We start from the raw sequence: 24,932 nt of genomic DNA on the forward strand, positions 1-24,932 counted from the left end.
CCAATAAAACCACTTTCTCGAGGCGCGCCAATGAACAGAGGTCTTCATCAGCCCGGCGAGTTCCGCGACAACTGCGGGTTCGGCCTGATCGCTCACATGGAGGGCCGCGCCAGCCACGAGCTGCTGCGCACCGCCATCGAATCCCTGACCTGCATGACCCACCGCGGCGGCATCGCCGCCGACGGCAAGACCGGTGACGGCTGCGGCCTGCTGCTGCAGCTGCCGGATGCCTTTATGCGCCAGGTTGCACAGGAAGCTCTCAAGGTCGAACTGGGCGAGCGCTACGCGGTGGGGGCGGTGTTCCTGCCCGATGACGATGCTCGAGCAGCCCACGCCGCGGAGGTGCTCGAGGGGGAGCTGCGCGCCCGTGGCCTGGTGATTCGTGGCTGGCGCGAGGTGCCGCTGGATGCCTCGGTGTGCGGCCCCATGGCCCTCGAGTGCCTGCCGCGCATCCGCCACCTGTTCGTGGAGCCGGGCAAGAACGGCAGCCCCGAGACCTTCGAGGTCGACCTCTTCATGGCCCGTCGCCTCGCCGAGCAGGCGCTGCGCGACGAGCAGGAGTTCTACGTCTGCTCGCTCTCCGAGAAGGTGCTCTCCTACAAGGGCCTGGTGATGCCGGTGGACCTGCCGGCCTTCTACCACGATCTCGGCGACGAGCGCCTGGAGACCGCCATCTGCGTCTTCCACCAGCGCTTCTCCACCAACACCGCGCCGCGCTGGCCGCTGGCCCAGCCATTCCGGCTGCTGGCCCACAACGGCGAGATCAACACCATCGAGGCCAACCGCGGCTGGGCCAACTCGCGCAAGGAGAACTTCGTCTGCGAGCGGCTGCCCGACATCGCCGAGCTCGACGAGATCGTCAACACAGTGGGCTCCGACTCCTCCAGCATGGACAACATGCTCGAGGTGCTGCTGATGGGTGGCATGGAGCTGCACCGTGCGGTGCGCATGATGGTGCCGCCGGCGTGGCAGAACGTCGAGCTGATGGACGCCGAGCTGCGCGCCTTCTACGAGTACAACTCCATGCACGTGGAGCCCTGGGATGGCCCCGCCGGGGTGGTGATGACCGACGGCCGCCAGGCGCTGTGCATGCTCGACCGCAACGGCCTGCGCCCGGCACGCTGGGTGATCACCAAGAACGGCTTCATCACCCTGGCCTCGGAGATCGGCACCTACGGCTACCGGCCCGAGGACGTGGTGGCCAAGGGCCGCGTGGGGCCGGGTCAGGTGCTCGCCGTGGATACCGAGACCGGCGAGGTGCTGCACACCGACGATATCGATGCCCGCCTCAAGTCGGCCTACCCCTACAAGCGCTGGCTCAAGCAGGAGGCGCAGTACCTCGAGTCGGCGCTCACCGAGCTTGCCAGCTTCCATAACATGGACGCCGACGCCCTGGCGGTGGCCCAGAAGATGTTCCAGGTCAGCTTCGAGGAGCGTGACCTGCTGCTGCGCCCGCTGGGCGAGAGCGGCCAGGAGGCGGTGGGCTCCATGGGTGACGACACCCCCATGGCAGTGCTCTCCGCCAAGCCGCGCGTGCTCAGCGACTACTTCCGCCAGAAGTTCGCCCAGGTCACCAATCCGGCCATCGACCCGCTGCGCGAGGCGATCGTGATGTCGCTGGAGACCTGCATCGGCGCCGAGCGTAACGTCTTCAAGGCGACCCCGGAGCATGCCCACCGCATCATCCTGACCACGCCGATCCTCTCGCCGCGCAAGTTCACCGCCCTGGTGGAGCAGGAGGATCCGGCCTACGCCAGCCACCGGCTGCGCATGGCCTACGACCCCGAAAAGCACGGCCTGCAGGCGGCCCTGCGCGAGCTCTGTCGCGAGGCCGAGCAGGCGGTGCAGGCGGGCAAGGTGATCCTGGTGCTCTCCGACGCCGACCTCGAGAAGGGCGAGCTACCGATCCACGCGGCCCTGGCGGTGGGCGCCGTGCACCACCACCTGGGCCGGCTGGCGCTGCGCCCGCGCTGCAACATCGTGGTGGAGACCGGCTACGCCCGCGACGCCCACCAGATGGCGGTGCTGTTCGGCGTCGGCGCCACCGCGGTCTTCCCGTGGCTCGCCTATCAGGTGATGGCCGACATGCACCGCACCGGCGAGCTGGTCGGCAACCCCGCCGATGCCCGCGAGAACTACCGCAAGGGGCTGCAGAAGGGGCTGTTCAAGATCCTCTCCAAGATGGGCATCTCGACACTGGCCTCCTACCGCGGCTCCATGCTCTTCGAGGCGGTGGGCCTCGACGACGAGGTGATGGCGCTGTGCTTCCCGGGAATGGCCTCGCGCATCCAGGGCAGCGGCTTCGCCGAGCTCCAGCTGCAGCAGGAGCTGCTCGCCCGCGACGCCTGGATCCCGCGCAAGGGCATCAGCCAGGGCGGCCTGTTCAGGTACGTGCACGGCCACGAGTACCACGCCTTCAACCCCGACGTGGTCAAGTCCCTGCAGGAGGCGGTGCAGGAGGGCAGCTACGCCAAGTGGAAGCGCTTCGCGGCGCTGGTCAACGAGCGTGACCCCGCCACCCTTCGCGACCTGCTGCGCCTCAAGCCGGCCGCCGAGCCCTTGCCCCTCGAGGAGGTGGAGCCGGTAGAGGAACTGCTGCCGCGCTTCGACAGTGCCGGCATGTCGCTGGGCGCGCTGTCGCCGGAGGCCCATGAGGCGCTGGCCCAGGCCATGAACGAGTCCGGTGGGCGATCCAACTCAGGCGAGGGCGGCGAGGCCCCGGCCCGCTACGGCACCATCCGCTCCTCAAAGATCAAGCAGATCGCCTCGGGGCGCTTCGGCGTCACCCCGGCCTACCTGGTCAACGCCGAGGTGCTGCAGATCAAGGTGGCCCAGGGCGCCAAGCCCGGCGAGGGCGGCCAGCTGCCCGGCGGCAAGGTCAACGAGCTGATCGCCCGGCTGCGCTACGCGGTGCCCGGCGTGACGCTGATCTCGCCGCCGCCGCATCACGACATCTACTCCATCGAGGACCTGGCGCAGCTGATCTTCGACCTCAAGCAGGTCAACCCGGACGCCCAGGTCTCGGTGAAGCTGGTGTCCGAGCCCGGCATCGGCACCATCGCCACCGGCGTGGCCAAGGCCTACGCCGACCTGATCACCGTCTCCGGCTACGACGGCGGCACCGCGGCGAGCCCCATCACCTCCATCAAGCACGCCGGCTCTCCCTGGGAGCTGGGCCTGCCCGAGGTGCATCAGGCGCTGCGCATCAACGGCCTGCGCGACAAGATCCGCCTGCAGACCGACGGCGGCCTGAAGACCGGCCTCGACGTGGTCAAGGCGGCGATCCTTGGCGCCGAGAGCTTCGGCTTCGGCACCGCGCCCATGGTGGCGCTGGGCTGCAAGTACCTGCGCATCTGCCACCTCAACAACTGCGCCACCGGAGTGGCCACCCAGGATGATTACCTGCGTGGCGAGCACTTCCGCGGCACCGTGGACATGGTCAAGCACTACTTCCGCTTCATCGCCGAGGAGGTGCGCGAGCTGATGGCGATGCTCGGCGTGCGCCAGCTGACCGACCTGATCGGCCGCACCGACCTGCTCGAGGCGATCGAGGGGGTGACCGCCTCCCAGCGCAAGCTGGACCTCACTCCGCTGCTCGGCAACGACCACGTGCCGGCGGACGCCCCGCAGTTCTGCCAGGTGAGCCGCAACGTGCCCCATGACCCGGGCGCCAAGAACCAGGAGGTGCTGGAGGCGCTCAAGGAGGCCATCGAGCAGAAGAGCGGCGGCGAGTTCGCCTTCACCATCACCAACTGCGACCGCTCCGTGGGCGCGCTGACCTCCGGCGCCATCGCCAAGCGCTACGGCGAGGCGGGCCTCGAGGATGCCCCGGTCACCGCCCGCTTCACCGGCGTGGCTGGACAGAGCTTCGGGGTGTGGAACGCCCGCGGCCTGCACCTCTACCTGGAGGGCGACGCCAACGACTACGTCGGCAAGGGCATGAACGGCGGCAAGGTAGTGATTACGCCGCCCAGGGGTAGCCGCTTCGAGAGCCACCGCACGGCCATCGTCGGCAACACCTGCCTGTATGGCGCCACCGGCGGCAAGCTCTTTGCCGCGGGCACCGCCGGCGAGCGCTTCGGGGTGCGCAACTCCGGCGCCCACGCGGTGATCGAGGGTGCCGGCGACCACTGCTGCGAGTACATGACCGGCGGCCTGGTGGCCGTGCTCGGCGAGACCGGGGTCAACTTCGGTGCGGGCATGACCGGCGGCTTCGCCTACGTGCTCGACGAGGATCGCTCCTTCGTCGACAAGTACAACCACGAGCTGGTGGAGATCCACCGTGTGAATACCGAGGCCATGGAAGCCCATCGCCGCCACCTGCGCGAGATCATCGAGGAGTTCGTTGCCGAGACCGACTCGGCCCGCGGCCACGCCATCCTCGAGGACTTCAGCGACTTCACCCGCCACTTCTGGCTGGTGAAGCCCAAGGCGGCGAGCCTGAACAGCCTGCTGGCCCAATCCCGGCGACAGCCGGAGTAGAGAGGCGGCGACAGCCGGAACAAGAGCCGCCACCGGATCAGCCAACAGGCAGGCGCCCGCCCCGGCATCCCGGGGCCAGGCCGACAGGACTTCCAGGAGAAAGAACATGGCAAACCGTCTGAGCAACGACTTCCAGTTCATCGACGTGGGTCGCCAGGACCCCGAGAAACGCGACGCCCGCACCCGCTCGCGGGAGTTCGCCGAGATCTACGAGCCCTTCAAGCCCCAGGAGGCGGCCAGCCAGTCGCACCGCTGCCTGCACTGCGGCAACCCCTACTGCGAGTGGAAGTGCCCGGTTCACAACTACATCCCCAACTGGCTGCAGCTGGTCAGCGAGGGCAACATCCTCGAGGCGGTGGAGCTGTGTCACAAGACCAACTCGCTGCCCGAGGTGTGCGGCCGGGTGTGTCCCCAGGACCGCCTCTGCGAGGGCGCCTGCACCCTCAACGACGGCTTCGGCGCCGTCACCATCGGCTCGGTGGAGAAGTACATCACCGATACCGCCTTCGCCATGGGCTGGCGCCCGGACATGTCCCAGGTGAGCTGGACCGACAGGCGGGTGGCGGTGGTCGGCGCCGGCCCGGCGGGGCTGGGCTGTGCCGACATCCTGGTGCGCAATGGCGTGAAGCCGGTGGTGTTCGACCGCAACCCCGAGATCGGCGGCCTGCTCACCTTCGGCATCCCCGAGTTCAAGCTCGAGAAGAACGTCATGGAGCGCCGCCGCGCGGTGTTCGAGGAGATGGGGGTGGAGTTCCGCCTCGGCGTCGAGATCGGCCGCGACATCACCTTCGACACCCTGCTCGAGGAGTACGACGCAGTGTTTCTGGGCATGGGCACCTACAAGTACATGGAGGGGGGCTTCCCCGGCGAGAGCCTGCCTGGCGTCTACAAGGCCCTCGACTTCCTGATCGCCAACGTCAACCACTGCCTGGGCTTCGAGAAGGACCCGGGCGAGTACATCTCCTTCGAGGGCCAGCGGGTGGTGGTGCTGGGCGGCGGCGACACCGCCATGGACTGCAACCGGACCTCGATCCGCCAGGGCGCCACCAGCGTCACCTGCGCCTACCGCCGCGACGAGGAGAACATGCCCGGCTCGCGCAAGGAGGTGGCCAACGCCCGCGAGGAGGGCGTGGAGTTCCTCTTCAATCGCCAGCCGGTGGCGGTTGTCGGTGAGGGCAAGGTCGAGGGGGTCAAGGTGGTGCGCACCCGCATGGGCGAGCCCGACGAGAACGGTCGCCGTCGCCCCGAGGTGGTGCCGGGCTCCGAGGAGGTGATTCCCGCCGATGCCGTGGTCATCGCCTTCGGCTTCCAGCCCGACCCGCCCGAGTGGTTTGCGACGGCGGGGGTCGAGGTCGACGAGCGCGACCGGGTCAAGGCCGCGGAGCAGAGCGAGTTCGCCTTCCAGACCAGCCACGAGAAGATCTTCGCCGGCGGCGACATGGTGCGCGGCTCCGACCTGGTTGTCACCGCCATCTACGAGGGGCGCCAGGCCGCCGAGGGCATCCTGGACTACCTGGGGGTGTAAGGCTGGCTTGAAGCTGGTGTGAAGTGGCAAGGAACGAGGGGCGCTGGGGGCAAGCCGAAGAGGAGGTCCGAGGACCAGGGATGGCCGAGGTAGCGTACAGGGAAGTATTCACAGCGCCTCCTCGCAGGCTTGCCGCCAGATCAGCCCCGAGTGGGCTCTGCTGACATGTCGGGCACCCGGTGCCATAGCCCGAAATTGAGACAAAGGTCGCCCTCTGCTATTCTGTCGTCCCATCCGGGCGCGGCTTCCTGCCGGGCCTACCGATCACGCTTCGACAGGTTCCTCATGACACGATACATCTTCGTGACCGGCGGCGTTGTGTCCTCTCTCGGCAAGGGCATCGCGTCGGCCTCGCTGGCGGCTATTCTCGAGGCGCGCGGCCTCAAGGTCACCATGCTCAAGCTCGACCCGTACATCAACGTGGATCCGGGCACCATGAGCCCCTTCCAGCATGGCGAGGTGTTCGTCACCGAGGATGGCGCCGAGACCGATCTCGACCTGGGCCACTATGAGCGCTTCATCCGCACCAAGATGACCCAGGGCAACAACTTCACCACCGGGCGCGTCTACGAGCACGTGCTGCGCAAGGAGCGCCGCGGCGACTACCTGGGCGGTACCGTGCAGGTGATCCCGCATATCACCGACGAGATCAAGCGTCGGGTGTACGAGGGTGGCGAAGGCTTCGACGTGGCGCTGGTGGAAATCGGCGGCACCGTGGGCGACATCGAATCGCTGCCCTTCCTGGAGTCGATCCGTCAGATCCGCAGCGAGCTGGGGGCGAGCCGGGCGATCTTCATGCACCTGACCCTGGTGCCCTATATCAAGACCGCCGGCGAGACCAAGACCAAGCCGACCCAGCACAGCGTCAAGGAGCTGCGCTCCATCGGCATCCAGCCGGATATCCTGATCTGCCGCAGCGAGGTGGAGCTGGAGGAGAGCGAGCGGCGCAAGATTGCCCTCTTCACCAACGTGGAAGAGCGTGCGGTCATCCCGCTGCAGGACGCCGACACCATCTATCGCATCCCGCTGATGCTCCACGAGCAGGGCCTGGACGAGATCGTCTGCGACAAGCTGCGCCTGACGGCCGACGAGGCCGACCTCGGCGAGTGGGTGCACGTCCTGGATGCCAAGCTCAACCCGCTCAAGTCGATCAATATCGCCATGGTCGGCAAGTACATGGAGTTGCTCGACGCCTACAAGTCCCTCAACGAGGCGTTGATCCACGCCGGCATCCAGACCCGGGTGAAGGTCAATGTCGACTACATCGACTCCGAGGATATCGAGCGTCACGGTACCGAGCGCCTGGCCGGCAAGGATGCCATCCTGGTGCCCGGCGGCTTCGGTGAGCGCGGCGTGGAGGGCAAGATCGCCACCGCACGCTTCGCCCGCGAGAATGGCATTCCCTACCTGGGCATCTGCCTCGGCATGCAGGTGGCGGTGATCGAATTCGCCCGCCACGTGGCTGGTTGGGCGGACGCCAACTCCACCGAGTTCACCCATGACACCCAGCACCCCGTGGTGGGCCTGATCACCGAGTGGCTGAGCCCCGAGGGCAAGATCGAGCTGCGCGACGCGGCCTCGGATCTTGGCGGCACCATGCGTCTGGGCGGCCAGGTGTGCCAGCTCAAGGCCGGCAGCAAGGCCCGCGAGGCCTATGGGTCCGACGAGATCGTCGAGCGCCACCGCCACCGCTTCGAGGTCAACGAGCAGTTCGTCGAACAGCTCGAGCAGGCGGGCCTGGTGGTCTCCGGCAAGAGCGTCGACAACTCCCTGGTGGAAGTCGTGGAACTGCCCGACCACCCCTGGTACGTCGCCTGCCAGTTCCACCCGGAGTTCACCTCCACGCCCCGCGATGGCCATCCGCTGTTCACCGGCTTCGTCAACGCGGCGCTGGAGCACAAGGCGGCGCGCACCCGCGCCCAGTCCTCTCACCAGGAGTGAAGCGGATGAGCATGCCCGAGAGAACCATCGAGATTGCCGGCCTGAAGGCCGGCAATTCGTTGCCGCTGATGCTGTTCGGCGGCATGAACGTGCTGGAGTCCCGCGAACTGGCCCTGGAAGTGGCCGAGGCCTATGTCGAGGTCACCGGCAGGCTCGGCATGCCCTACGTGTTCAAGGCCAGCTTCGACAAGGCCAACCGCAGCTCCATCCACTCCTTCCGCGGCCCCGGTATGGAGAAGGGGCTCGAGATCCTGGCCGAGGTGAAAGAGCGCTTCGGCGTGCCGATCATCACCGATGTCCATGAGCCCTGGCAGGCTGAACCGGTGGCCGAGGTAGCCGATGTGATCCAGCTGCCGGCCTTCCTGGCGCGCCAGACCGACCTCGTCGTGGCCATGGCGAGGACCGGCGCGGTAATCAACATCAAGAAGCCGCAGTTCCTGGCGCCCCACGAGATGCGTCATATCGTGCGCAAGTGCGAGGAGGCCGGCAACGACCGGGTGATCCTCTGCGAGCGGGGTTCCAGCTTCGGTTACAACAACCTGGTGGTCGACATGCTCGGCTTCGGCGAGATGAAGGCGACCGGCTTGCCGGTTTTCTTCGATGTGACCCACTCGCTGCAGCGTCCCGGCGGGCGCGCCGACAGCGCCGATGGTCGCCGCGCCCAGGTGGCGGAACTGGCCCGGGCGGGTGTTGCCGTGGGGCTGGCTGGGCTGTTCCTGGAGGCCCACCCCGACCCCGACAACGCCAAGTGCGATGGGCCCTGCGCCTTGCCGCTGGATCGACTCGAGCCCTTCCTGGCACAGCTCAAGGCCCTCGATGACCTGGTGAAGGGCTTCGCGCCGCTCGAGATCCAATAACATCCCAACGCTGACACCACAGAGGAAGACTCGCATGACCAAGATCGTCGATATCCGTGCCCTCGAGGTACTCGATTCCCGCGGCAATCCCACCGTCCAGGCCGAAGTGCGCCTGGAGAGCGGTGCCGTGGGCGTGGCCTGTGCCCCCAGCGGTGCCTCCACCGGCTCCCGCGAGGCGCTCGAGCTGCGCGACGGTGACAAGGCTCGCTACCTGGGCAAGGGCGTGCTGAAGGCGGTGGCGGCCGTCAATGGTGCCATCCGCGAGGCGCTCGTCGGCATGGATGCCCGGGATCAGCGCGGCCTCGACGATGCCATGCTGGCCCTCGACGGCACCGACAACAAGGCCAAGCTTGGCGCCAACGCCATCCTGGCCGTGTCGCTGGCCGCCGCCAAGGCCGCGGCCAACGCCAAGGGCGTGCCGCTCTACGCCCATATCGCCGAGCTCTATGGCCAGCCGGGGCAGTACAGCATGCCGGTGCCGATGATGAATATCCTCAACGGCGGTGAGCACGCCGACAACAACGTCGACATCCAGGAATTCATGGTGCAGCCGGTGGGCGCGCCCAACTTCCGCGAAGGCCTGCGCATGGGCGCCGAGATCTTCCACGCCCTGAAGAAGGTGCTCTCCGCCAAGGGGCTCTCCACTTCGGTGGGGGACGAGGGCGGTTTCGCGCCGAACCTGGCCTCCAACGCCGAGGCGCTGGCGGTGATCCAGCAGGCGGTGGAAGACGCCGGCTACGCGCTGGGCAGCGACGTGACCCTGGCTCTGGACTGCGCCTCCTCGGAGTTCTTCAAGGATGGCCAGTACGACCTCGCCGGCGAGGGCAAGCAGTATGACGCCGCGGGTTTTGCCGACTACCTGGCTGGCCTGTGTGACCAGTACCCCATTGTCTCCATCGAGGACGGCATGGACGAGTCGGACTGGGAGGGCTGGAAGGCGCTGACCGACAAGCTGGGTGACAAGGTACAGCTGGTGGGCGACGACCTCTTCGTGACCAACACCAGGATCCTCAAGCGCGGCATCGACGAGCAGATCGGCAACTCCATCCTGATCAAGTTCAACCAGATCGGCTCGCTCTCCGAGACCCTGGACGCCATCCGCATGGCCCAGGATGCCGGTTTCACCGCGGTGATCTCCCACCGCAGCGGCGAGACCGAGGACACCACCATCGCCGACCTGGCCGTGGGCACCTGCGCCGGGCAGATCAAGACCGGCTCGCTGTGCCGCTCCGATCGCGTGGCCAAGTACAATCGCCTGCTGGTCATCGAGGACGAGCTGGGGGGCGACGTGGCCTACCCGGGCTTGTCGGCCATCAAGGGGCAGTAACCTCGTGTAGGAAATCGCCTACATCTCGTGTAGGTGATGTCAGACATGACGGCGAAGAGGTCGGTACCATATGGTGCCGACTTTATTTTTATCTGTTTGAAATAAAAGAATTATTACCGTATGAGCGGTGCCCGTAAGGTGGCGTCTGTCGACACTGGCGCTGGCTCGCAGGGTGCTTGTTCCTGCGCCAGTCTCTGCCAGAATGCGAAGCGGGACGAGGGGGCATGGAACAGTGCCTCCGGCAGGATGCAACGGGATGCTGAGTGATGCGCCAGGTGCGGCAGGAGGCCGCTTCCGGGCAGGGAGGTCATCACGGGAGTCAGGGTGGAAGGAGCCGCCCATGGAATCGCTTGGAGCGGGCGGCCCCTGGGCCGCCTTTTTTCCTGCAGGGTGTTCTCCTTTCTTCTGCCCAGTGGTAGGGCAGAAGCGACAGCGCCGACCGTCGTGAGACGGTCGGCGCTATCGTTTGTGAGTCCGTGGCGGCTGTGAAGTGGGCTCAGCGTTCCAGCTGCTCGAGCTTGCCCGGCTTGCCATCCCACTCCTCGGCGTCGGGCAGTGGGTCCTTCTTCTCGCTGATATTTGGCCATACCTCGGCCAGTTCGGCGTTGATCTCGATGAACGGCTCCTGGCCGTCAGGCAGCTCATCCTCCGAGAAGATCGCCTCGGCGGGACACTCCGGCTCGCACAGGGCGCAGTCGATGCACTCGTCGGGGTGGATCACCAGGAAGTTGGGCCCCTCGTAGAAGCAGTCCACCGGACACACCTCGACACAGTCGGTGTACTTGCACTTGATGCAGTTCTCGGTGACGACGAATGTCATGCCGCTCTTCCCTCCCTCATGGCCCGGTTCGCTGCCGTGGCAGGTCCCGACCGATGTGAATAGTAAAAGGTAATAAAAACCAGCTCTCTTATTCTAAGAAGCTAGGGTATCCGTCCATTCTAGTCGCCGCCGCCAGGCCGCCGCAAGCGAGGGGCCAGCTATTGCATATGGATGTACCGCTCAAGGCTTTCCCGGCGACAGGCCCCGGGGCGCCGGACCGTCGATGGGGCGCTGTGAACCCCTCCCTGGGCGCTACCGATGCCATCCCTGGCATAGGACCCCCTCTTCGACCTGTCCCCGGCGCCTTTCGCTAGCGCAGCATGGCTAAATGCGTTAGCCCTGCTTACCTCTTACAGAGTTTCCCGCCAACGATAGAGCAGCTCCAGCGCCTGGCGCGGGGTCAGGTCGTCGAGGCCGAGGCCGGCAAGCTCCTCCACCAGCGGGTGCGGCGCGCTGGCGAAGAGATCGTTCTGCAGTGGTGCCGCCACTGCACCACCATCGCTGCGCGACGGGCGGCTGCCCTGGTCGACCTCCTGCTGCTCCAGCTGGGCGAGCTTCTCCCGGGCTCGGGCGATCACTCCCTGGGGCACGCCGGCGAGCTGCGCCACCTGCAGGCCGTAGCTCTGGCTGGCTGGACCTTCCTCCACCCGGTGCATGAAGACGATGCCGTCCCTGTGTTCCGCCGCGGTGAGGTGAACGTTGGCCACCCCCTCGGCCTGCTCGGGCAGGGCCGTCATCTCGAAGTAGTGGGTGGCGAACAGGGTAAAGGCGCGGGTGCGGGTCAGGTGCTCGGCGCTGGCCCAGGCCAGCGACAGGCCATCGAAGGTGCTGGTGCCGCGGCCGATCTCGTCCATCAGCACCAGGCTTTCGTCGGTGGCGTTGTGCAGGATGCTGGCGGTCTCGGTCATCTCCACCATGAAGGTGGAGCGTCCGCCGGCCAGGTCGTCCGAGGAGCCGATGCGGGTAAAGATACGGTCCACCGGGCCGATCTCCGCTTCGTCTGCCGGCACGAAGTTGCCGGTGTGGGCGAGCAGCACGATCAGCGCGGCCTGGCGCATGTAGGTGGACTTGCCGCCCATGTTGGGGCCGGTGATCACCAGCATGCGGCGGTCGTCGCCCATCATCAGGTCGTTGGGCACGAAGGGAGCGTCGGAGACTCGCTCCACCACCGGGTGGCGACCGCCGCGGATGGCGATGCCCGGGGTATCGGCCAGGTGCGGGCGCACGAACTCCAGGGCGCGGGCGCGCTCGGCGAAGGCGCACAGCACGTCCAGCGCCGCCAGTGCCCGAGCACTGGCCTGGAGGGCGTCGAGCTCGGCGTTGAGAGTGTCGAGCAGTCCCTCATAGAGCAGCTTCTCCCGGGCGAGTGCCCGGGACTTCGCCGACAGCGCCTTGTCCTCGAACTCCTTGAGCTCGGGGATGATGAAGCGCTCGGCGTTCTTCAGTGTCTGGCGGCGGATATAGTCCGCCGGGGCCTCCTTGGCCTGGGCTCGGGGGATCTCGATATAGTAGCCGTGGACCCGGTTGTAGCCGACCTTGAGGCCGGGCAGGCCGGTGCGTTCCCGCTCGCGAGTCTCCAGCCTGACCAGGTAGTCGCCGGCGTGCTCGGCCAGCCCACGGTGTTCGTCGAGCTCGGCATCGTAGCCCTCGGCAAGCACTCCGCCGTCGCGGATCACCACCGGCGGGTTCTCCACCAGGGCGCGGTTCAGGGTGTCGGCGAGCTCGGGATAGGGGCGGACATGACGCTTCAGCTCGTCCAGGGTGGAGCCCTCGGGGTAGTCGGCGAGCCGGGCCTCGAGGTCGGGCAGGGCGTTGAAGGCGTCGCGCAGCCGGGCCAGGTCCCGTGGACGGGCACTGTAGAGGGCCACCCGGGCCAGGATGCGCTCCACGTCGCCGATCGCCTTGAGGTCGTCGCGCATCACCTCGAAGCCGTCCGCCTCCAGCAGCAGTGTCACGGCGCTCTGGCGTGCCTGGATGCGCTCGCGGTCACGCAGCGGGCGGTTGAGCCAGCGCTTGAGCAGCCGCGAACCCATGGCGGTGGCGGTGGTGTCGAGCACGCTGGCCAGGGTGTTGTCGCCGCTGCCACCGAGGTTGACGTCGATCTCCAGATTGCGACGGCTGGCAGCGTCGATGACCACCGCGTCGTCGCGGCTCTCCACGCCGATGGCGGTGACGTGGGGCAGGCGCGAGCGCTGGGTGTCCCGGGCATACTCGACGAGGACCCCGGCGGCGGTGATGGCGGCCTCCAGGTGGGCGCAGCCGAAGCCGCGCAGGTCCTGCACCTGGAACTGATCGCAGAGCAGGCGGGTGGCGCTCTCCGGGTCGAACAGCCAGTCGCTCTGGCGGCGCAGGCCGCGGCGCCCCTCCAGGGCCGGCGGCAGGGAGAGATTCTCGGCCACCAGCAGTTCGGCCGGGTCGAGGCGCTGGAGCTCGGCGAGCATCTCGCCTTCGCCCTCCACCTCCAGCACGCTGAAGCGTCCGCTGGAGAGCTCCAGCCAGGCCAGGCCGATGCGCTCGCCGGCGGCATGCACGGCCACCAGCAGGTTGTCGCGGCGGGCATCCAGCAGGGCTTCGTCATACAGGGTGCCGGGGGTGACGATGCGCACCACGCGGCGCTCCACCGGGCCCTTGCTGGTGGCGGGGTCGCCGATCTGTTCGCAGATCGCCACCGATTCGCCGGCGGCCACCAGACGCGCCAGGTACCCCTCGGCGCTATGGTAGGGCACCCCAGCCATGGGGATCGGCTGCCCGGCGGACTGGCCGCGCTGGGTCAGGGTGATGTCGAGCAGCGCCGCGGCGCGCCTGGCGTCATCGAAGAACAGCTCGTAGAAGTCGCCCATGCGATAGAAGAGCAGCACCTCCGGGTGCTCGCGCTTGATCTTCAGGTACTGGGCCATCATCGGCGTATGCTGGGCGCTGGCCTGGGACATGGCGATCTCTGGGCTCCTGGTCTCGTTGAGCGGTCGTCGGAGGCGCACGCGAATCGGCTGCGCCTGCATCCCCTCGGCAAAGGCAGTATTCTACGCAGATGGTCCTGCCTCGTCAGGCATGCCTTCGATCCACCGTGCAGGAGTCCTCACCATGCCCCACTCTGCCGCCAGCCTCGCCAACCTCGACCTGTCCACCCTGGCCGAGCGCCTGGGTCGCCTGTGCCGAGACCGAGGGGTGACCATCACCTGCGCCGAATCTTGTACCGGCGGCGGGGTGGCCAGCGCCATCACCTCGGTGGCCGGCAGCTCCGACTACTTCGAGACCGGCTACGTCACCTACTCCAACGCCGCCAAGACCCGCCTGCTGGGCGTGGAGGAGGCGTTGCTCGACGCGCATGGCGCGGTCAGCCCGGAGGTTGTCGAGGCCATGGTGCGTGGTGCCTGCCGCGACAGCGGTGGTGATCTCGGTGTGGCGATCAGCGGCGTGGCCGGACCGGGCGGTGGCAGCGCCGACAAGCCGGTGGGTACCGTGTGGCTGGCGTGGGGTGACGCCGAACACGCCGAGGCGGAGTGCCATCGCTATCCCGGCGATCGCCGGGCGGTGCGCGAGCAGGCGGTGCGCGAGGCGCTGGTTGGCATGATTCGCCGCCTCGAGGCACGCTGAGGCCGACGCTCGCCCGGGAACAATTTTCGCTGGCCGAGCGCGCCATTTTTCTCCATACTACTGGTCAGTCATACAGTATCCAGAGACCCAGATTGAGGAGGCCCGTGATGGCTCAGGAAGACAATCGTTCCAAGGCGCTGGAAGCCGCCCTTTCCCAGATCGATCGCCAGTTCGGCAAGGGCACCGTGATGCGCCTGGGCGACGCCCCGCGCGTGGTGATGCCCTCGGTCTCCACCGGTTCGCTGGGCCTGGATATCGCGCTGGGCATCGGTGGCCTGCCGCTGGGCCGGGTGGTCGAGATCTTCGGCCCCGAGTCCTCGGGCAAGACCACCCTGACCCTGTCGGTGATCGCCCAGGCCCAGAAGCAGGGCAAGACCTGCGCCTTCATCGACGCCGAGCATGCCCTGGACCCGAGCTATGCCGAGAAGCTCGGCGTCAACCTGGATGACCTGCTGGTCTCCCAGCCCGACACCGGCGAGCAGGCCCTGGAGATCTGCGACATGCTGGTTCGCTCCGGCGGCGTCGACGTGATCATCATCGACTCGGTGGCGGCGCTGACCCCGCGGGCCGAGATCGAGGGCGAGATGGGCGACTCCCACGTCGGCCTGCAGGCGCGCCTGATGTCCCAGGCCCTGCGCAAGATCACCGGAAATATCAAGAACGCCAACTGCATGGTGGTGTTCATCAACCAGATCCGCATGAAGATCGGCGTGATGTTCGGTAGCCCCGAGACCACCACCGGCGGCAACGCCCTGAAGTTCTACTCCAGCGTGCGCCTCGACATCCGTCGCACCGGCTCGGTGAAGCAGGGCGACGAGGTGACCGGTAACGAGACCCGCGTCAAGGTGGTCAAGAACAAGGTCGCGCCGCCGTTCCGCCAGGCCGAGTTCCAGATCCTCTACGGCAAGGGGATCTACCATGCCGGAGAGGTGGTCGACCTGGGCGTGCAGTGCAAGCTGATCGACAAGGCGGGCGCCTGGTACAGCTACCAGGGCAACAAGATCGGTCAGGGCAAGGCCAATGCCGCCCAGTTCCTCGAGGACAACCCGGCGGTGATGGAGGAGATCGAGAGCCAGATCCGCGCCCAGCTGCTCGCCCCGGTAGAGCCGAAAAAGGAGGAGGCTGAGGAGGCCGTGCTGCCGGCTGGCGACGAGCAGGACGACGACCTGCTGTAAGCCATGCTGGAGCGAACCGCCAGCGACGCCACGCCCCGTGATGATGCCGTCCGGCTGCTGGCCCGGCGTGAGTACTCTCGCGCCGAGCTGGTCGAGCGCCTGGCGGCGAAGGGGCATGCCGACGACAGCATCGCCGAGTGTCTCGACGACCTCGCCGAGCAGGGACTGCAGTCCGACGCCCGCTTTGCCGAGAGTTTCCTGCGCTCGCGGATCTTCCGCGGCCAGGGGCCGGTGAAGATTCGCCTGGAGCTGGAACGGCGTGGCCTCTGTCGTGAGGAGGTCCAGGCCGCCTTCGCCGCGAGCGAACAGGCCGGCGAGGCCGACTGGGCAGCCCTGGCCTGTGCGGCGCTCGCGCGGCGTTTCACTGGGCCCGGTGACACCCCGCGCGAGCGCGCCCGTCGCGAGCGCTTCCTGGCAAGCCGTGGCTTCGACTTCGACCAGGTGCGCCACGCCCTGGCCCATGCCTGGGACTCCACATCGGACTAGCCCCCTTCAGTCCCTTGACAACTGCGCTATAATATCTCCCTTTGCGAACGCCCCGGGTGGCCCCCCGCGGCGCCGCGATGCGCCATGTTCACGCGCCTCGTGGCGCCCGTATCGAGCCAGCGTCGCCCGCCGGGTCACCCCGTTCATCGCCACGGATACCCCATGAAAAGCGCAGACATCAGACAGGCCTTTCTGAGTTACTTCGAGGAGCACGGCCACACCGTCGTGCCCTCCAGCTCCCTGGTTCCCGGCAACGACCCGACCCTGCTTTTCACCAATGCGGGCATGGTGCCCTTCAAGGATGTCTTCCTGGGTCGCGACCCGCGCCCCTATGTGCGTGCCGCCTCGGCCCAGCGCTGCGTGCGCGCCGGGGGCAAGCACAACGACCTCGACAACGTCGGCTATACCGCGCGTCACCACACCTTCTTCGAGATGCTGGGCAACTTCAGCTTCGGCGACTACTTCAAGCGCGATGCCATCCGCTTCGCCTGGGAGTTCCTGACCGGCACCCTGGGGCTGCCGAAGGAGAAGCTGTGGGTCACCGTGCACGTCAGCGACGACGAGGCCGAGCGCATCTGGAAGGAGGAGGTCGGCATCGACCCCGAGCGCTTCTCGAAGCTCGACGAGGACAACTTCTGGCAGATGGGCGACACCGGACCCTGCGGGCCGAGTTCCGAGATCTTCTATGACCACGGTCCCGAGGTGTGGGGTGGCCCGCCCGGGAGTCCCGAGGAGGATGGCGACCGCTACATCGAGATCTGGAACCTGGTGTTCATGCAGTTCGATCGTGACGCCGAGGGCACCATGCATCCGCTGCCCAAGCCCTCCATCGATACCGGCATGGGGCTGGAGCGCATCGCCGCGGTGATGCAGGGCGTGCACTCCAACTACGAGATCGATCTGTTCCAGAACCTGCTGGAGTCGGCGGCGCGCCATACCGGCCACGCCGATACCCGCGCACCCTCGCTGCGGGTGATCGCCGACCATATCCGCTCCTGTGCCTTCCTGGTCGCCGATGGTGTGCTGCCCTCCAACGAGGGACGTGGCTACGTGCTGCGCCGGATCATCCGTCGTGCCATCCGCCACGGCCACAAGCTGGGCGCCCAGGGCAACTTCTTCCACAAGCTGGTAGGGGCGCTGGACGCCGAGATGGGCGACGCCTATCCCGAGCTTCGCCAGGCGCGCCACCAGATCGAGCGCGTGCTGCTCAAGGAGGAGGAGCAGTTCGCCCGCACTCTGGAGCACGGCATGGGCCTGCTCGAGGAGGCCCTAGCCGGCCTCGACGGTGAGGTGCTGCCCGGCGAGACGGTGTTCAAGCTCTACGACACCTACGGCTTCCCCTATGACCTGACCGCCGACGTCTGCCGCGAGCGCGGCGTGACCCTGGACGAGGTCGGCTTCGAGCGCGCGCTGGAGGCCCAGCGCGAGCGCGCCCGTGCCGCCAGCCAGTTCGGTGCCGACTACGGCGCCGCCCTGGAGCTGGAAGGCGAGACCGACTTCACCGGTTACGAGCGCCTCGAGGATCGCGCCACCGTCACCGCCCTGGCCGACCGTGACGGCAATGCCCTGGACGCGCTTGCCCCCGAGCACAAGGCGGTGGTGGTGCTCGACCGCACCCCCTTCTATGGCGAGTCCGGCGGCCAGGTCGGCGACACCGGCTACCTGCACCTCGATGGCGGTGGCCGCTTCCTGGTGGAGGACACCCAGAAGCAGGGCGGCCACCACCTGCACCACGGCGTGTTGCTCGAGGGTGAGCTGGCGCTGGGCGACGCGGTGCGCCCCCAGGTGGACGCCGGCCTGCGCGCCGCCACGGTGCGTAACCACTCCGCCACCCACCTGATGCACAAGGCGCTGCGCCTGGTGCTGGGTGACCATGTGGCCCAGAAGGGTTCCCTGGTGACCCCGGAGCGGCTGCGCTTCGACTTCAGCCACTTCGAGCCGATGACCGCCGAGCAGCTCGCCGAGGTGGAGCGCCTGGTCAACGAGCAGGTCCTGGCCAACGCACCGACCCGCATCGAGCAGATGACCCTGGATGAGGCCAAGGCCAAGGGGGCGGCCGCGCTCTTCGAGGCCAAGTACGCCGACAGCGTGCGGGTGCTGACCATCGGCGCCGACGACTTCTCCATCGAGCTGTGCGGCGGCACCCATGTGGCGCGCAGCGGCGATATCGGCTGCTTCCATATCGTCAGCGAGCAGGGCATCGCCTCCGGCGTGCGCCGCATCGAGGCGATCACCGGCGAGGGCGCGCTGGCCTGGTTCCATGAGCAGGAGGCCAGGCTCAACCGTGTCGGCGAGCGCTTGAAGGCCAAGCCCGAGCAGGTCGAGGAGCGCGTGGAGTCGCTGGTGGAGCGCAACCGCACCCTGGAGAAGGAGCTCGAGCGCCTCAAGGCCAAGCTGGCCAGCGCCGCCGGCAGCGACCTGGTCGCCGAGGCTCGCGAGATCAAGGGGGTCAAGGTGCTGGCCAAGTCGCTGGAGGGCGTCTCCGGCAAGGAGCTGCGCGGCATGCTCGACCAGCTCAAGAACAAGCTGGGTTCAGGCATCATCGTGCTTGGCGTGGGCGACGAGGCGGCCGGCAAGGTCAGCCTGATCGCCGGTGTCACCGATGACCTCACCTCGCGCGTCAAGGCCGGCGAGCTGGTCAATCACGTGGCCGGCCGGGTAGGCGGCAAGGGTGGCGGTCGCGCCGACATGGCCCAGGCCGGTGGCAGCGACGTGGCAGCCCTACCGGCGGCCCTGGAGGGCGTTGCCGCCTGGGTCGAGGAGCGCCTTTAGCAGGATTCGAGAGGGCCGGTAGCCGCGAGGCGCCGGCCCTGCTTGTAGAGAGACACCTTTCACTCACCCGGGCCTAGTTGCCCGACATACGAGGGGAAATTTCACCGATGGCATTATACGTACAGAAGTTCGGCGGCACCTCGGTGGGCTCCGTGGAGCGCATCAAGGCCGTGGCCGAGAAGGTCAAGGGCTTCCGCGACAATGGCCACCAGGTCGTCGTGGTGGTCTCCGCCATGAGCGGCGAGACCAATCGACTGATCGGCATGGCCAACGAGATCAACGATGAGCCGACCCCGCGCGAGATGGACATGCTGGTCTCCACCGGCGAGCAGGTGACCATCTCGCTGCTGGCCATGGCACTGCACAAGCTGGGCGTGCCGGCGACCTCCTATACCGGCTCCCAGGTGGGCATCCAGACCGACAGCGCCCACACCAAGGCGCGCATCCAACGTATCGAGACCGATGAGCTGCAGTCCGACCTGGACGACGGCCAGGTGGTGGTGGTCGCCGGCTTCCAGGGGGTCGACGAGGAGGGCAATATCACCACCCTCGGTCGCGGCGGCTCCGATACCACTGGCGTGGCCCTGGCTGCGGCGCTGAAGGCCGACGAATGCCAGATCTATACCGACGTCGATGGCGTCTACACCACCGATCCCCGGGTGTGCAGCAAGGCCCAGCGCCTCGAGAGCATCACCGTCGAGGAGATGCTGGAGCTGGCCAGCCTGGGCTCCAAGGTGCTGCAGATTCGCGCCGTCGAATTCGCCGGCAAGTACAATGTGCCGCTGCGCGTGCTGTCCAGCTTCGAGGACGGCCCCGGCACCCTGATCGTTGCAGACTCTGACCAAGACGAGGACACCATGGAAGAACCGCTGATCTCCGGTATCGCCTTCACCGCCAACGAGGCCAAGCTGACCCTGCTCAATACCCCCGACGTGCCGGGCGTGGCCTCGCGCATCCTCGGCCCCATCGCCGACGCCAATATCGAAGTCGACATGATCGTGCAGAACGTGGCGCCGGCCGGCGACTACACCGACTTCACCTTCACCGTGGCCAAGGGTGACTACAAGCAGACCCTCAAGATCCTCAACGAGCAGGTGCTGCCGGACCTGGGCGAGGGTGAGGTCAAGGGTGACGACAACATCGCCAAGGTCTCCCTGGTGGGCGTCGGCATGCGCTCCCACGCCGGCGTGGCCTCCAAGATGTTCCGCGTGCTCTCCGAGGAGAACATCAACATCCGCATGGTCTCCACTTCCGAGATCAAGATCTCGGTGGTGATCGACGAGAAGCAGATGGAGCTGGCCGTGCGCGCCCTGCACAAGGCCTTCGGCCTCGACAAGGCCGATATCGAGAGCGAGGAATAAGCCGACCCCGTGGCGGCAGATTACCTTCTACGCTGGTAGAAAGGCCCGCCGCGTCCTGCGGCGGGGCTTCCCTTCAACTGGCGTCCCGTGTTTGATGGGCCGCCGTGTTGGTCACGGAGGACGTTCTGCCACATACTGAGGCGGCGTGGTACTGCCGGCCAACATCCCGTTGCCAGCCAGAGAACAAGCCTGAGAAGGAGATCAGCCATGCTCATCCTGACCCGCCGTGTCGGCGAGACCCTGATGATAGGTGACGACATCACCGTGACGGTGCTGGGCGTGAAAGGCAACCAGGTCCGTATCGGGGTGAATGCGCCGAAGGATGTGGCAGTTCATCGCGAGGAGATCTATCAGCGCATTCAGCGCGAGAAGAGTGACGAGGAAGGTTCTGGTCACGAAGAGTAGCGGTCAGGGCTGCAGACAAAAAAGCCGTGGGGGCGCTGGACAAACCCCTTCGGAAACGGTAAGATATGCGCCGTGTCGTTAGGGAGAGGTGGCCGAGTGGCTGAAGGCGCTCCCCTGCTAAGGGAGTAAGGGGTTTATAGCCTCTTCGAGGGTTCGAATCCCTCCCTCTCCGCCACGGCGACACCGTGAAGCATCAGCGCCCGTAGCTCAGCTGGATAGAGTACCTGACTACGAATCAGGTGGTCGGAGGTTCGAATCCTCCCGGGCGCGCCAGATCTTGACCCGTCCTCCATCGCGAGGGCGGGTCTTCTCTTTTTTGGGACGTCCTGTCCCTCCCGGTTTCTGCTAGCCGGGGCGCTTCTCCGGGCGCCCCTGCGATCGTTTGAGGCGCCGTCGCCATTGCGACGTGCGCCTCTTTTTTTCGGTTCATCGCATTTTGCCGGGAAACGCGGCACGGATCTTCAGGAAGAAGTATTCCGTGTCGCGGTACCCATAGGCCATACTCGGATTTACCGCCGTTTCTCTATCCCGCCGTCGCCTAAGAGTACTTCGTTTTCACGCCAGTCTGCGAAGAACCGTTTCTATGTGGCCCCGGTCCTCGATGCGGCGCAGGCAGGTCAGCAGTTCAGCAGCGGTGATCTCGGAAAGCGGTCTTTTGCCGAGGACTGGAAAGGCGTCGCGCTCGAGTCGTCGGCGGTTACGCTGGTAGTGATCCGGCACGACGTCATGCTGGTGGACTCGCTCCAGCCATTCCTGTGCCACCAGCTGGAACGTGTTGGCTGCTACCTGTTGTCCGAGCCGGCGCTGGACTTGCTTGGCCATGCTGGGGTCCACGTCCTCGGCTAGCTGCTCCTTGGCCCTGTCACGAACTTTTCGCGCCTCCGCCAGGGTTACGTCCGGGTAGGTGCCGATCGCGAGTAGCTTCTCCTTGCCAGCAAAACGGTATTTCATTCGCCAATACTTGCTGCCAGTCGGTCGGATCTCCAGATACAGCCCACCGCCATCGGCCATCCTGATGGTCTTGTCCTTGGGCTTCGCCGTCTTCACGGCAGTGGCTGAGAGCTTGTTGATCTGACGGCTCATGGGGGTACCTCGCAGCGAGCTTGGCAGGTACCCCCACCTCGGGCCGCATTGCGACGGCTGGGTGGGTCAGAAGCCCCGGCTGATGCGGTCTGCGGGGAGTTGGGGGTACCAGATTCTGGTTTCGACGATGTACCCCCAGATGTACCCCCATCGTTGGGGGTATGTCAAAGGATGACCTGGGAACTCCTGAAACAAGAAAGGGGCCCGGAGGCCCCTGTTCATGCGGTTTCTGGCGTTTCTTGGTAACTCCTGAAACCTGTGGTTGGTGGAGGCGGCGGGAATTGAACCCGCGTCCGCCAGCACGCGCCCATTGGCTCTACATGCTTAGATTCCGTTTTTTGATTTAACGCCTCTGGCTCCAACGGTCAGGATCCAGCGACGCGATTCCTCTTAAGTTTAACGACCGGCATGAGGACGCTACCGATCGCGATCCCATCATTCTTGGCTCGTATCCCCTCCGTGATGAATGGGCACATCACTTCGGGGCCGGACTAGAAGCTAGCGGCTATTAAGCTGCCAGCGCGCCCTGAGCGTAGTTGTCGTCGTTTGCGACTATTTAGTCGTGATGTTGGATTTACGAGATACATCACGCTCTCGGCATGCACCGCAGGGGTTGTCACCGGCGTCGAAACCATGTCGCCCCCTCAATCGGCATCCTAACAGGATGTCCGAGCTTATGACAGATCAGCCACGGTTTTGTTCCCGCATGATGCGTCCCTTCTGACGCTGCCAGTCGCGATCCTTCTCGGTGGCGCGCTTGTCGTGCAGCTTCTTGCCGGTCACCAGCGCCAGCTCGCACTTCACCCGGTTGCCCTTCCAGTAGAGCTTGAGCGGCACGCAGGTGTGGCCCTTGTCCTGGGTGCGCGAGAAGATCCTGGCGATCTCCTTTCTGTGCAGCAGCAGCTTGCGGGTGCGCGTGGGGTCAGCCACCTCGTGGGTGCTGGCGGTGTTGAGCGGCAGGATATGGCTGCCCAGCAGCCATGCCTCGCCGTTCTTGACCAGGATATAGGTGTCGGTCAGCTGGGCCTTGCCCGCACGCAGGCTCTTGACCTCCCAGCCAGCCAGCACCAGGCCAGCCTCGAAGGTCTCTTCGATGTGGTATTCGAAGCGCGCCTTCTTGTTCAAGGCGATGACGTTGCTGCCTGGGCCCTTGCCCTTGGCTTTCTTGTTGGCCATGAAACCTCGTATCGTGTCCTTGCCTGTGGCGGCTCCCTCCGAGATGGGGGAAGCGTGGTACCATTCAAGGCCTGAAATGACGGCCCATGATACGCCCTGGGCACCGTGAAGTCAGCGAGGAGCGCAATGCCAACGGTCAACCGAACCGCCATGGTGCGGCATACCCCCCAGGAGATGTTCGATCTGGTCAACGATTTCGAACGCTATCCGGAGTTCCTGCCGGGCTGCCGCCGCGCCCGCCTGGTGGAGCGCGACGAGTCGCACCTGATCGGCGAGATGACCCTGGGGCGGGCCGGCATCGAGCAGAGCATCATGACCCGCAACGACCTGATCGAACCCGAGCGCATCGAGATGTCGCTGGTCAGCGGCCCCTTCAAGCGCCTGCGCGGCCGCTGGCTGTTCACGGCGATGGGTGAGGATGCCTGCAAGGTGAGCCTGGAGATGGAGTTCGAGTTCGCCAATCGCCTGCTCGGCATGGCCTTCGGCAAGCTCTTCCAGCAGGTCGCCGGGCAGCTGGTCGACTCCTTTACGCGCCGCGCCAACGACCTCTACGGGAACTGAGGGATGGCCGAGATCGCGATCGAGGTGGCCTTTGCCCTCCCGGAAAAGCAGCGGATCATCAGCCTGCGGGTGCCGCTGGTCACCACCGCCCGCGAGGCCGTGGCGCTGGCCGATCTGCCGTCACACTTCCCCGAGTTGCCCGCCGATACCTTCAATGACGCCGACCTGGGCCTGTTCGGCAAGCGTCTTCGCGAGCCGGGGACCCATCGCCTGCGCGCGGGTGACCGGGTCGAGGTCTACCGCGGGTTGATCATCGACCCCAAGGCGGCGCGTCTGGCGCGGGCCGGCACCAGACGCTGACGCCCCGCCGGGCAGGAGCGCGGCGGGGCGTCAGGGTTGCCCGTGCGAGCGGGTATCAGCGCTGGTCGGCGGGTGCCGCGTTGGGTGTTGCCAGCGGCGTAGCGGTGCCGCCCTCCGGCAGCGGTCCGCCTTCGCTCTGGCGCATCTCGATCGCCTCGTCGAGGTCGCCCTCGCGCTGGATATCCACCAGGCGGTTGCCGTCGAAGGTCAGGGTCACGCGGCGGCGCTCGATGTCCTCGTAGGCCTTGTCCAGATAGAAGACGTAGTCCCACTGGCTGGCGTCGAAGGGCGCTTCCAGCAGCGGGCTGCCCATCACATAGACGACGTCGTCGCGAGTCATGCCCGTCCGCAGCTGCTCCACCATCTCGGCGGTCACCAGGTTGCCCTGGGGAATGTCGCGCTTGTAGACGCCGAAGTAGCTGCAGCCGCTGGCCATCAGCAGGGCGGCGGTAAGGGTGACGATTCTGGTCAACTTTTGCATTTGCGCCTGTTCTTCACTATCGTGGTTTCGGTCGATCATACCCGACCCTACCTGATACTGCGAAGAGCAACCATGGCCGACCAGAACCATGAATTACGCAAGGCCGGTCTGAAGGTGACCCTGCCCCGCGTGAAGATCCTGCAGATCCTGGAAAACGCCCAGGGCGAGCATCACATGAGCGCCGAGGATGTCTACAAGACGCTGCTCGATGCCGGCGAGGATGTGGGCCTGGCCACCGTCTACCGGGTCCTGACCCAGTTCGAGACCGCGGGCCTGGTGGTGCGTCACAACTTCGACGGCGGCCACGCCGTGTTCGAGATCTCCCAGGAGGAGCACCACGACCATATGGTGTGCCTGGAGAGCGGCGAGATCGTCGAGTTCTTCGACGAGGTGATCGAGCGTCGCCAGCAGGAGATCGCCGAGGAGCATGGTTACGAGCTCGTCGACCACGCCCTGGTGCTCTATGTGCGCCCGCGTGGTTCCAGCGTGACCCGCCAGGATGGCCCGCCGCGCAAGTAGCCGGCAGCGCCAGTCAGCAGCACGACGGCCCCGATCATCGATCGGGGCCGTCGTCGTTTGGGGGCAT

19 protein-coding genes, 2 tRNA genes and 1 other RNA gene are annotated in these 24,932 nt (G+C 66.4%); 16 read left to right on the forward strand and 6 right to left on the reverse strand.

The genetic code is table 11. The features are described from left to right. Positions 1–30 precede the first annotated feature (30 nt). From gltB to eno, 5 genes are all read left to right on the forward strand, one after another. A complete protein-coding gene (gene gltB / locus GRB96_RS01335; RefSeq protein WP_161430099.1) occupies positions 31–4,482 on the forward strand; it encodes a glutamate synthase large subunit in 4,452 nt (1,483 codons plus the stop codon). 106 nt (positions 4,483–4,588) lie between these two features. Continuing rightward, complete coding sequence (locus GRB96_RS01340) at positions 4,589–6,007, forward strand: FAD-dependent oxidoreductase (RefSeq protein WP_161430100.1); 1,419 nt, start codon at positions 4,589–4,591, stop codon at positions 6,005–6,007. A gap of 285 nt (positions 6,008–6,292) precedes the next feature. Continuing rightward, positions 6,293–7,948: a CTP synthase gene (locus tag GRB96_RS01345; RefSeq protein ID WP_161430101.1), complete on the forward strand. Its 1,656-nt coding sequence runs from the start codon at positions 6,293–6,295 to the stop codon at positions 7,946–7,948. A gap of 5 nt (positions 7,949–7,953) precedes the next feature. Beyond that, positions 7,954–8,805 (forward strand): 3-deoxy-8-phosphooctulonate synthase, encoded by an 852-nt coding sequence (gene kdsA / locus GRB96_RS01350; RefSeq protein ID WP_161430102.1) that lies wholly within the window; start codon positions 7,954–7,956, stop codon positions 8,803–8,805. A 34-nt stretch (positions 8,806–8,839) separates the two neighbouring features. Continuing rightward, on the forward strand, positions 8,840–10,132 hold the full coding sequence (gene eno, locus GRB96_RS01355) for a phosphopyruvate hydratase (RefSeq protein ID WP_161430103.1): 1,293 nt from the start codon (positions 8,840–8,842) through the stop codon (positions 10,130–10,132). Positions 10,133–10,628: 496 nt separating this feature from the next. On the opposite strand, the gene fdxA is transcribed toward eno, so the two are convergent. Both fdxA and mutS read right to left on the reverse strand, forming a co-directional pair. After that, positions 10,629–10,952 carry a ferredoxin FdxA gene (fdxA, locus tag GRB96_RS01360; protein ID WP_023007499.1) on the reverse strand — a complete coding sequence of 108 codons (324 nt, stop codon included), beginning with the start codon at positions 10,950–10,952 and terminating at the stop codon, positions 10,629–10,631. A gap of 350 nt (positions 10,953–11,302) precedes the next feature. After that, on the reverse strand, positions 11,303–13,882 hold the full coding sequence (mutS, locus tag GRB96_RS01365; protein WP_161430104.1) for a DNA mismatch repair protein MutS: 2,580 nt from the start codon (positions 13,880–13,882) through the stop codon (positions 11,303–11,305). A gap of 151 nt (positions 13,883–14,033) precedes the next feature. Here mutS and GRB96_RS01370 point away from each other — a divergent pair, with 151 nt between their 5' ends. The 8 genes from GRB96_RS01370 to GRB96_RS01405 all read left to right on the forward strand — a co-directional run bounded on the left by GRB96_RS01370 (position 14,034) and on the right by GRB96_RS01405 (position 21,018). Further along, positions 14,034–14,546 (forward strand): CinA family protein, encoded by a 513-nt coding sequence (locus GRB96_RS01370; RefSeq protein ID WP_161430105.1) that lies wholly within the window; start codon positions 14,034–14,036, stop codon positions 14,544–14,546. Positions 14,547–14,653: 107 nt separating this feature from the next. After that, complete coding sequence (gene recA / locus GRB96_RS01375; RefSeq protein ID WP_161430106.1) at positions 14,654–15,721, forward strand: recombinase RecA; 1,068 nt, start codon at positions 14,654–14,656, stop codon at positions 15,719–15,721. 3 nt (positions 15,722–15,724) lie between these two features. Further along, positions 15,725–16,207 carry a regulatory protein RecX gene (locus tag GRB96_RS01380; RefSeq protein ID WP_161430107.1) on the forward strand — a complete coding sequence of 161 codons (483 nt, stop codon included), beginning with the start codon at positions 15,725–15,727 and terminating at the stop codon, positions 16,205–16,207. Positions 16,208–16,369: 162 nt separating this feature from the next. Next, positions 16,370–18,979, forward strand: coding sequence for an alanine--tRNA ligase (gene alaS, locus GRB96_RS01385; protein ID WP_161430108.1), 2,610 nt, complete (start codon positions 16,370–16,372; stop codon positions 18,977–18,979). A 107-nt stretch (positions 18,980–19,086) separates the two neighbouring features. Further along, positions 19,087–20,340, forward strand: coding sequence for an aspartate kinase (locus GRB96_RS01390; protein ID WP_161430109.1), 1,254 nt, complete (start codon positions 19,087–19,089; stop codon positions 20,338–20,340). Positions 20,341–20,547: 207 nt separating this feature from the next. Then, complete coding sequence (gene csrA / locus GRB96_RS01395) at positions 20,548–20,745, forward strand: carbon storage regulator CsrA (RefSeq protein ID WP_161430110.1); 198 nt, start codon at positions 20,548–20,550, stop codon at positions 20,743–20,745. Between the two features lie 82 nt (positions 20,746–20,827). Further along, positions 20,828–20,920, forward strand: a tRNA-Ser gene (locus GRB96_RS01400). Positions 20,921–20,941: 21 nt separating this feature from the next. Then, a tRNA-Arg gene (locus tag GRB96_RS01405) sits at positions 20,942–21,018 on the forward strand. A gap of 282 nt (positions 21,019–21,300) precedes the next feature. Here the strand turns inward: GRB96_RS01405 and GRB96_RS01410 are convergent. From GRB96_RS01410 to smpB, 3 genes are all read right to left on the reverse strand, one after another. After that, complete coding sequence (locus tag GRB96_RS01410; RefSeq protein ID WP_161430111.1) at positions 21,301–21,828, reverse strand: tyrosine-type recombinase/integrase; 528 nt, start codon at positions 21,826–21,828, stop codon at positions 21,301–21,303. 263 nt (positions 21,829–22,091) lie between these two features. After that, positions 22,092–22,472, reverse strand: a transfer-messenger RNA (tmRNA) gene (gene ssrA, locus GRB96_RS01415). Positions 22,473–22,512: 40 nt separating this feature from the next. After that, complete coding sequence (smpB, locus tag GRB96_RS01420; RefSeq protein ID WP_161430112.1) at positions 22,513–23,004, reverse strand: SsrA-binding protein SmpB; 492 nt, start codon at positions 23,002–23,004, stop codon at positions 22,513–22,515. 126 nt (positions 23,005–23,130) lie between these two features. On the opposite strand from smpB, the gene GRB96_RS01425 reads away from it, so the two are divergent. After that, on the forward strand, positions 23,131–23,565 hold the full coding sequence (locus GRB96_RS01425; protein WP_161430113.1) for a type II toxin-antitoxin system RatA family toxin: 435 nt from the start codon (positions 23,131–23,133) through the stop codon (positions 23,563–23,565). Between the two features lie 3 nt (positions 23,566–23,568). Continuing rightward, on the forward strand, positions 23,569–23,865 hold the full coding sequence (locus GRB96_RS01430) for an RnfH family protein (protein WP_161430114.1): 297 nt from the start codon (positions 23,569–23,571) through the stop codon (positions 23,863–23,865). A gap of 55 nt (positions 23,866–23,920) precedes the next feature. On the opposite strand, the gene GRB96_RS01435 is transcribed toward GRB96_RS01430, so the two are convergent. Then, entirely contained in the window at positions 23,921–24,346 is a 426-nt protein-coding gene (locus tag GRB96_RS01435) for an outer membrane protein assembly factor BamE (RefSeq protein ID WP_161430115.1), read from the reverse strand. A gap of 72 nt (positions 24,347–24,418) precedes the next feature. Between GRB96_RS01435 and fur the strand changes: the two genes are divergently transcribed. Then, on the forward strand, positions 24,419–24,865 hold the full coding sequence (gene fur, locus GRB96_RS01440) for a ferric iron uptake transcriptional regulator (RefSeq protein WP_161430116.1): 447 nt from the start codon (positions 24,419–24,421) through the stop codon (positions 24,863–24,865). Positions 24,866–24,932: the final 67 nt, after the last annotated feature.

This window comes from Halomonas alimentaria, assembly GCF_009902005.1.
In the GTDB taxonomy this organism is placed as follows: Bacteria; Pseudomonadota; Gammaproteobacteria; order Pseudomonadales; family Halomonadaceae; genus Halomonas; species Halomonas alimentaria.

What these genes read in the sequence shown, in the direction of transcription:
- GRB96_RS01370 (WP_161430105.1), top strand. Translation starts at nt 14,034, where the DNA reads ATGCCCCACTCTGCCGCCAGCCTCGCCAACCTCGACCTGTCCACCCTG.
- fdxA (WP_023007499.1), bottom strand. Translation starts at nt 10,952, where the DNA reads ATGACATTCGTCGTCACCGAGAACTGCATCAAGTGCAAGTACACCGAC.
- GRB96_RS01340 (WP_161430100.1), top strand. Translation starts at nt 4,589, where the DNA reads ATGGCAAACCGTCTGAGCAACGACTTCCAGTTCATCGACGTGGGTCGC.
- GRB96_RS01430 (WP_161430114.1), top strand. Translation starts at nt 23,569, where the DNA reads ATGGCCGAGATCGCGATCGAGGTGGCCTTTGCCCTCCCGGAAAAGCAG.
- GRB96_RS01380 (WP_161430107.1), top strand. Translation starts at nt 15,725, where the DNA reads ATGCTGGAGCGAACCGCCAGCGACGCCACGCCCCGTGATGATGCCGTC.
- GRB96_RS01345 (WP_161430101.1), top strand. Translation starts at nt 6,293, where the DNA reads ATGACACGATACATCTTCGTGACCGGCGGCGTTGTGTCCTCTCTCGGC.
- kdsA (WP_161430102.1), top strand. Translation starts at nt 7,954, where the DNA reads ATGAGCATGCCCGAGAGAACCATCGAGATTGCCGGCCTGAAGGCCGGC.
- GRB96_RS01435 (WP_161430115.1), bottom strand. Translation starts at nt 24,346, where the DNA reads ATGCAAAAGTTGACCAGAATCGTCACCCTTACCGCCGCCCTGCTGATG.
- smpB (WP_161430112.1), bottom strand. Translation starts at nt 23,004, where the DNA reads ATGGCCAACAAGAAAGCCAAGGGCAAGGGCCCAGGCAGCAACGTCATC.
- eno (WP_161430103.1), top strand. Translation starts at nt 8,840, where the DNA reads ATGACCAAGATCGTCGATATCCGTGCCCTCGAGGTACTCGATTCCCGC.
- gltB (WP_161430099.1), top strand. Translation starts at nt 31, where the DNA reads ATGAACAGAGGTCTTCATCAGCCCGGCGAGTTCCGCGACAACTGCGGG.
- mutS (WP_161430104.1), bottom strand. Translation starts at nt 13,882, where the DNA reads ATGTCCCAGGCCAGCGCCCAGCATACGCCGATGATGGCCCAGTACCTG.
- csrA (WP_161430110.1), top strand. Translation starts at nt 20,548, where the DNA reads ATGCTCATCCTGACCCGCCGTGTCGGCGAGACCCTGATGATAGGTGAC.
- fur (WP_161430116.1), top strand. Translation starts at nt 24,419, where the DNA reads ATGGCCGACCAGAACCATGAATTACGCAAGGCCGGTCTGAAGGTGACC.
- GRB96_RS01425 (WP_161430113.1), top strand. Translation starts at nt 23,131, where the DNA reads ATGCCAACGGTCAACCGAACCGCCATGGTGCGGCATACCCCCCAGGAG.
- alaS (WP_161430108.1), top strand. Translation starts at nt 16,370, where the DNA reads ATGAAAAGCGCAGACATCAGACAGGCCTTTCTGAGTTACTTCGAGGAG.
- recA (WP_161430106.1), top strand. Translation starts at nt 14,654, where the DNA reads ATGGCTCAGGAAGACAATCGTTCCAAGGCGCTGGAAGCCGCCCTTTCC.
- GRB96_RS01410 (WP_161430111.1), bottom strand. Translation starts at nt 21,828, where the DNA reads ATGAGCCGTCAGATCAACAAGCTCTCAGCCACTGCCGTGAAGACGGCG.
- GRB96_RS01390 (WP_161430109.1), top strand. Translation starts at nt 19,087, where the DNA reads ATGGCATTATACGTACAGAAGTTCGGCGGCACCTCGGTGGGCTCCGTG.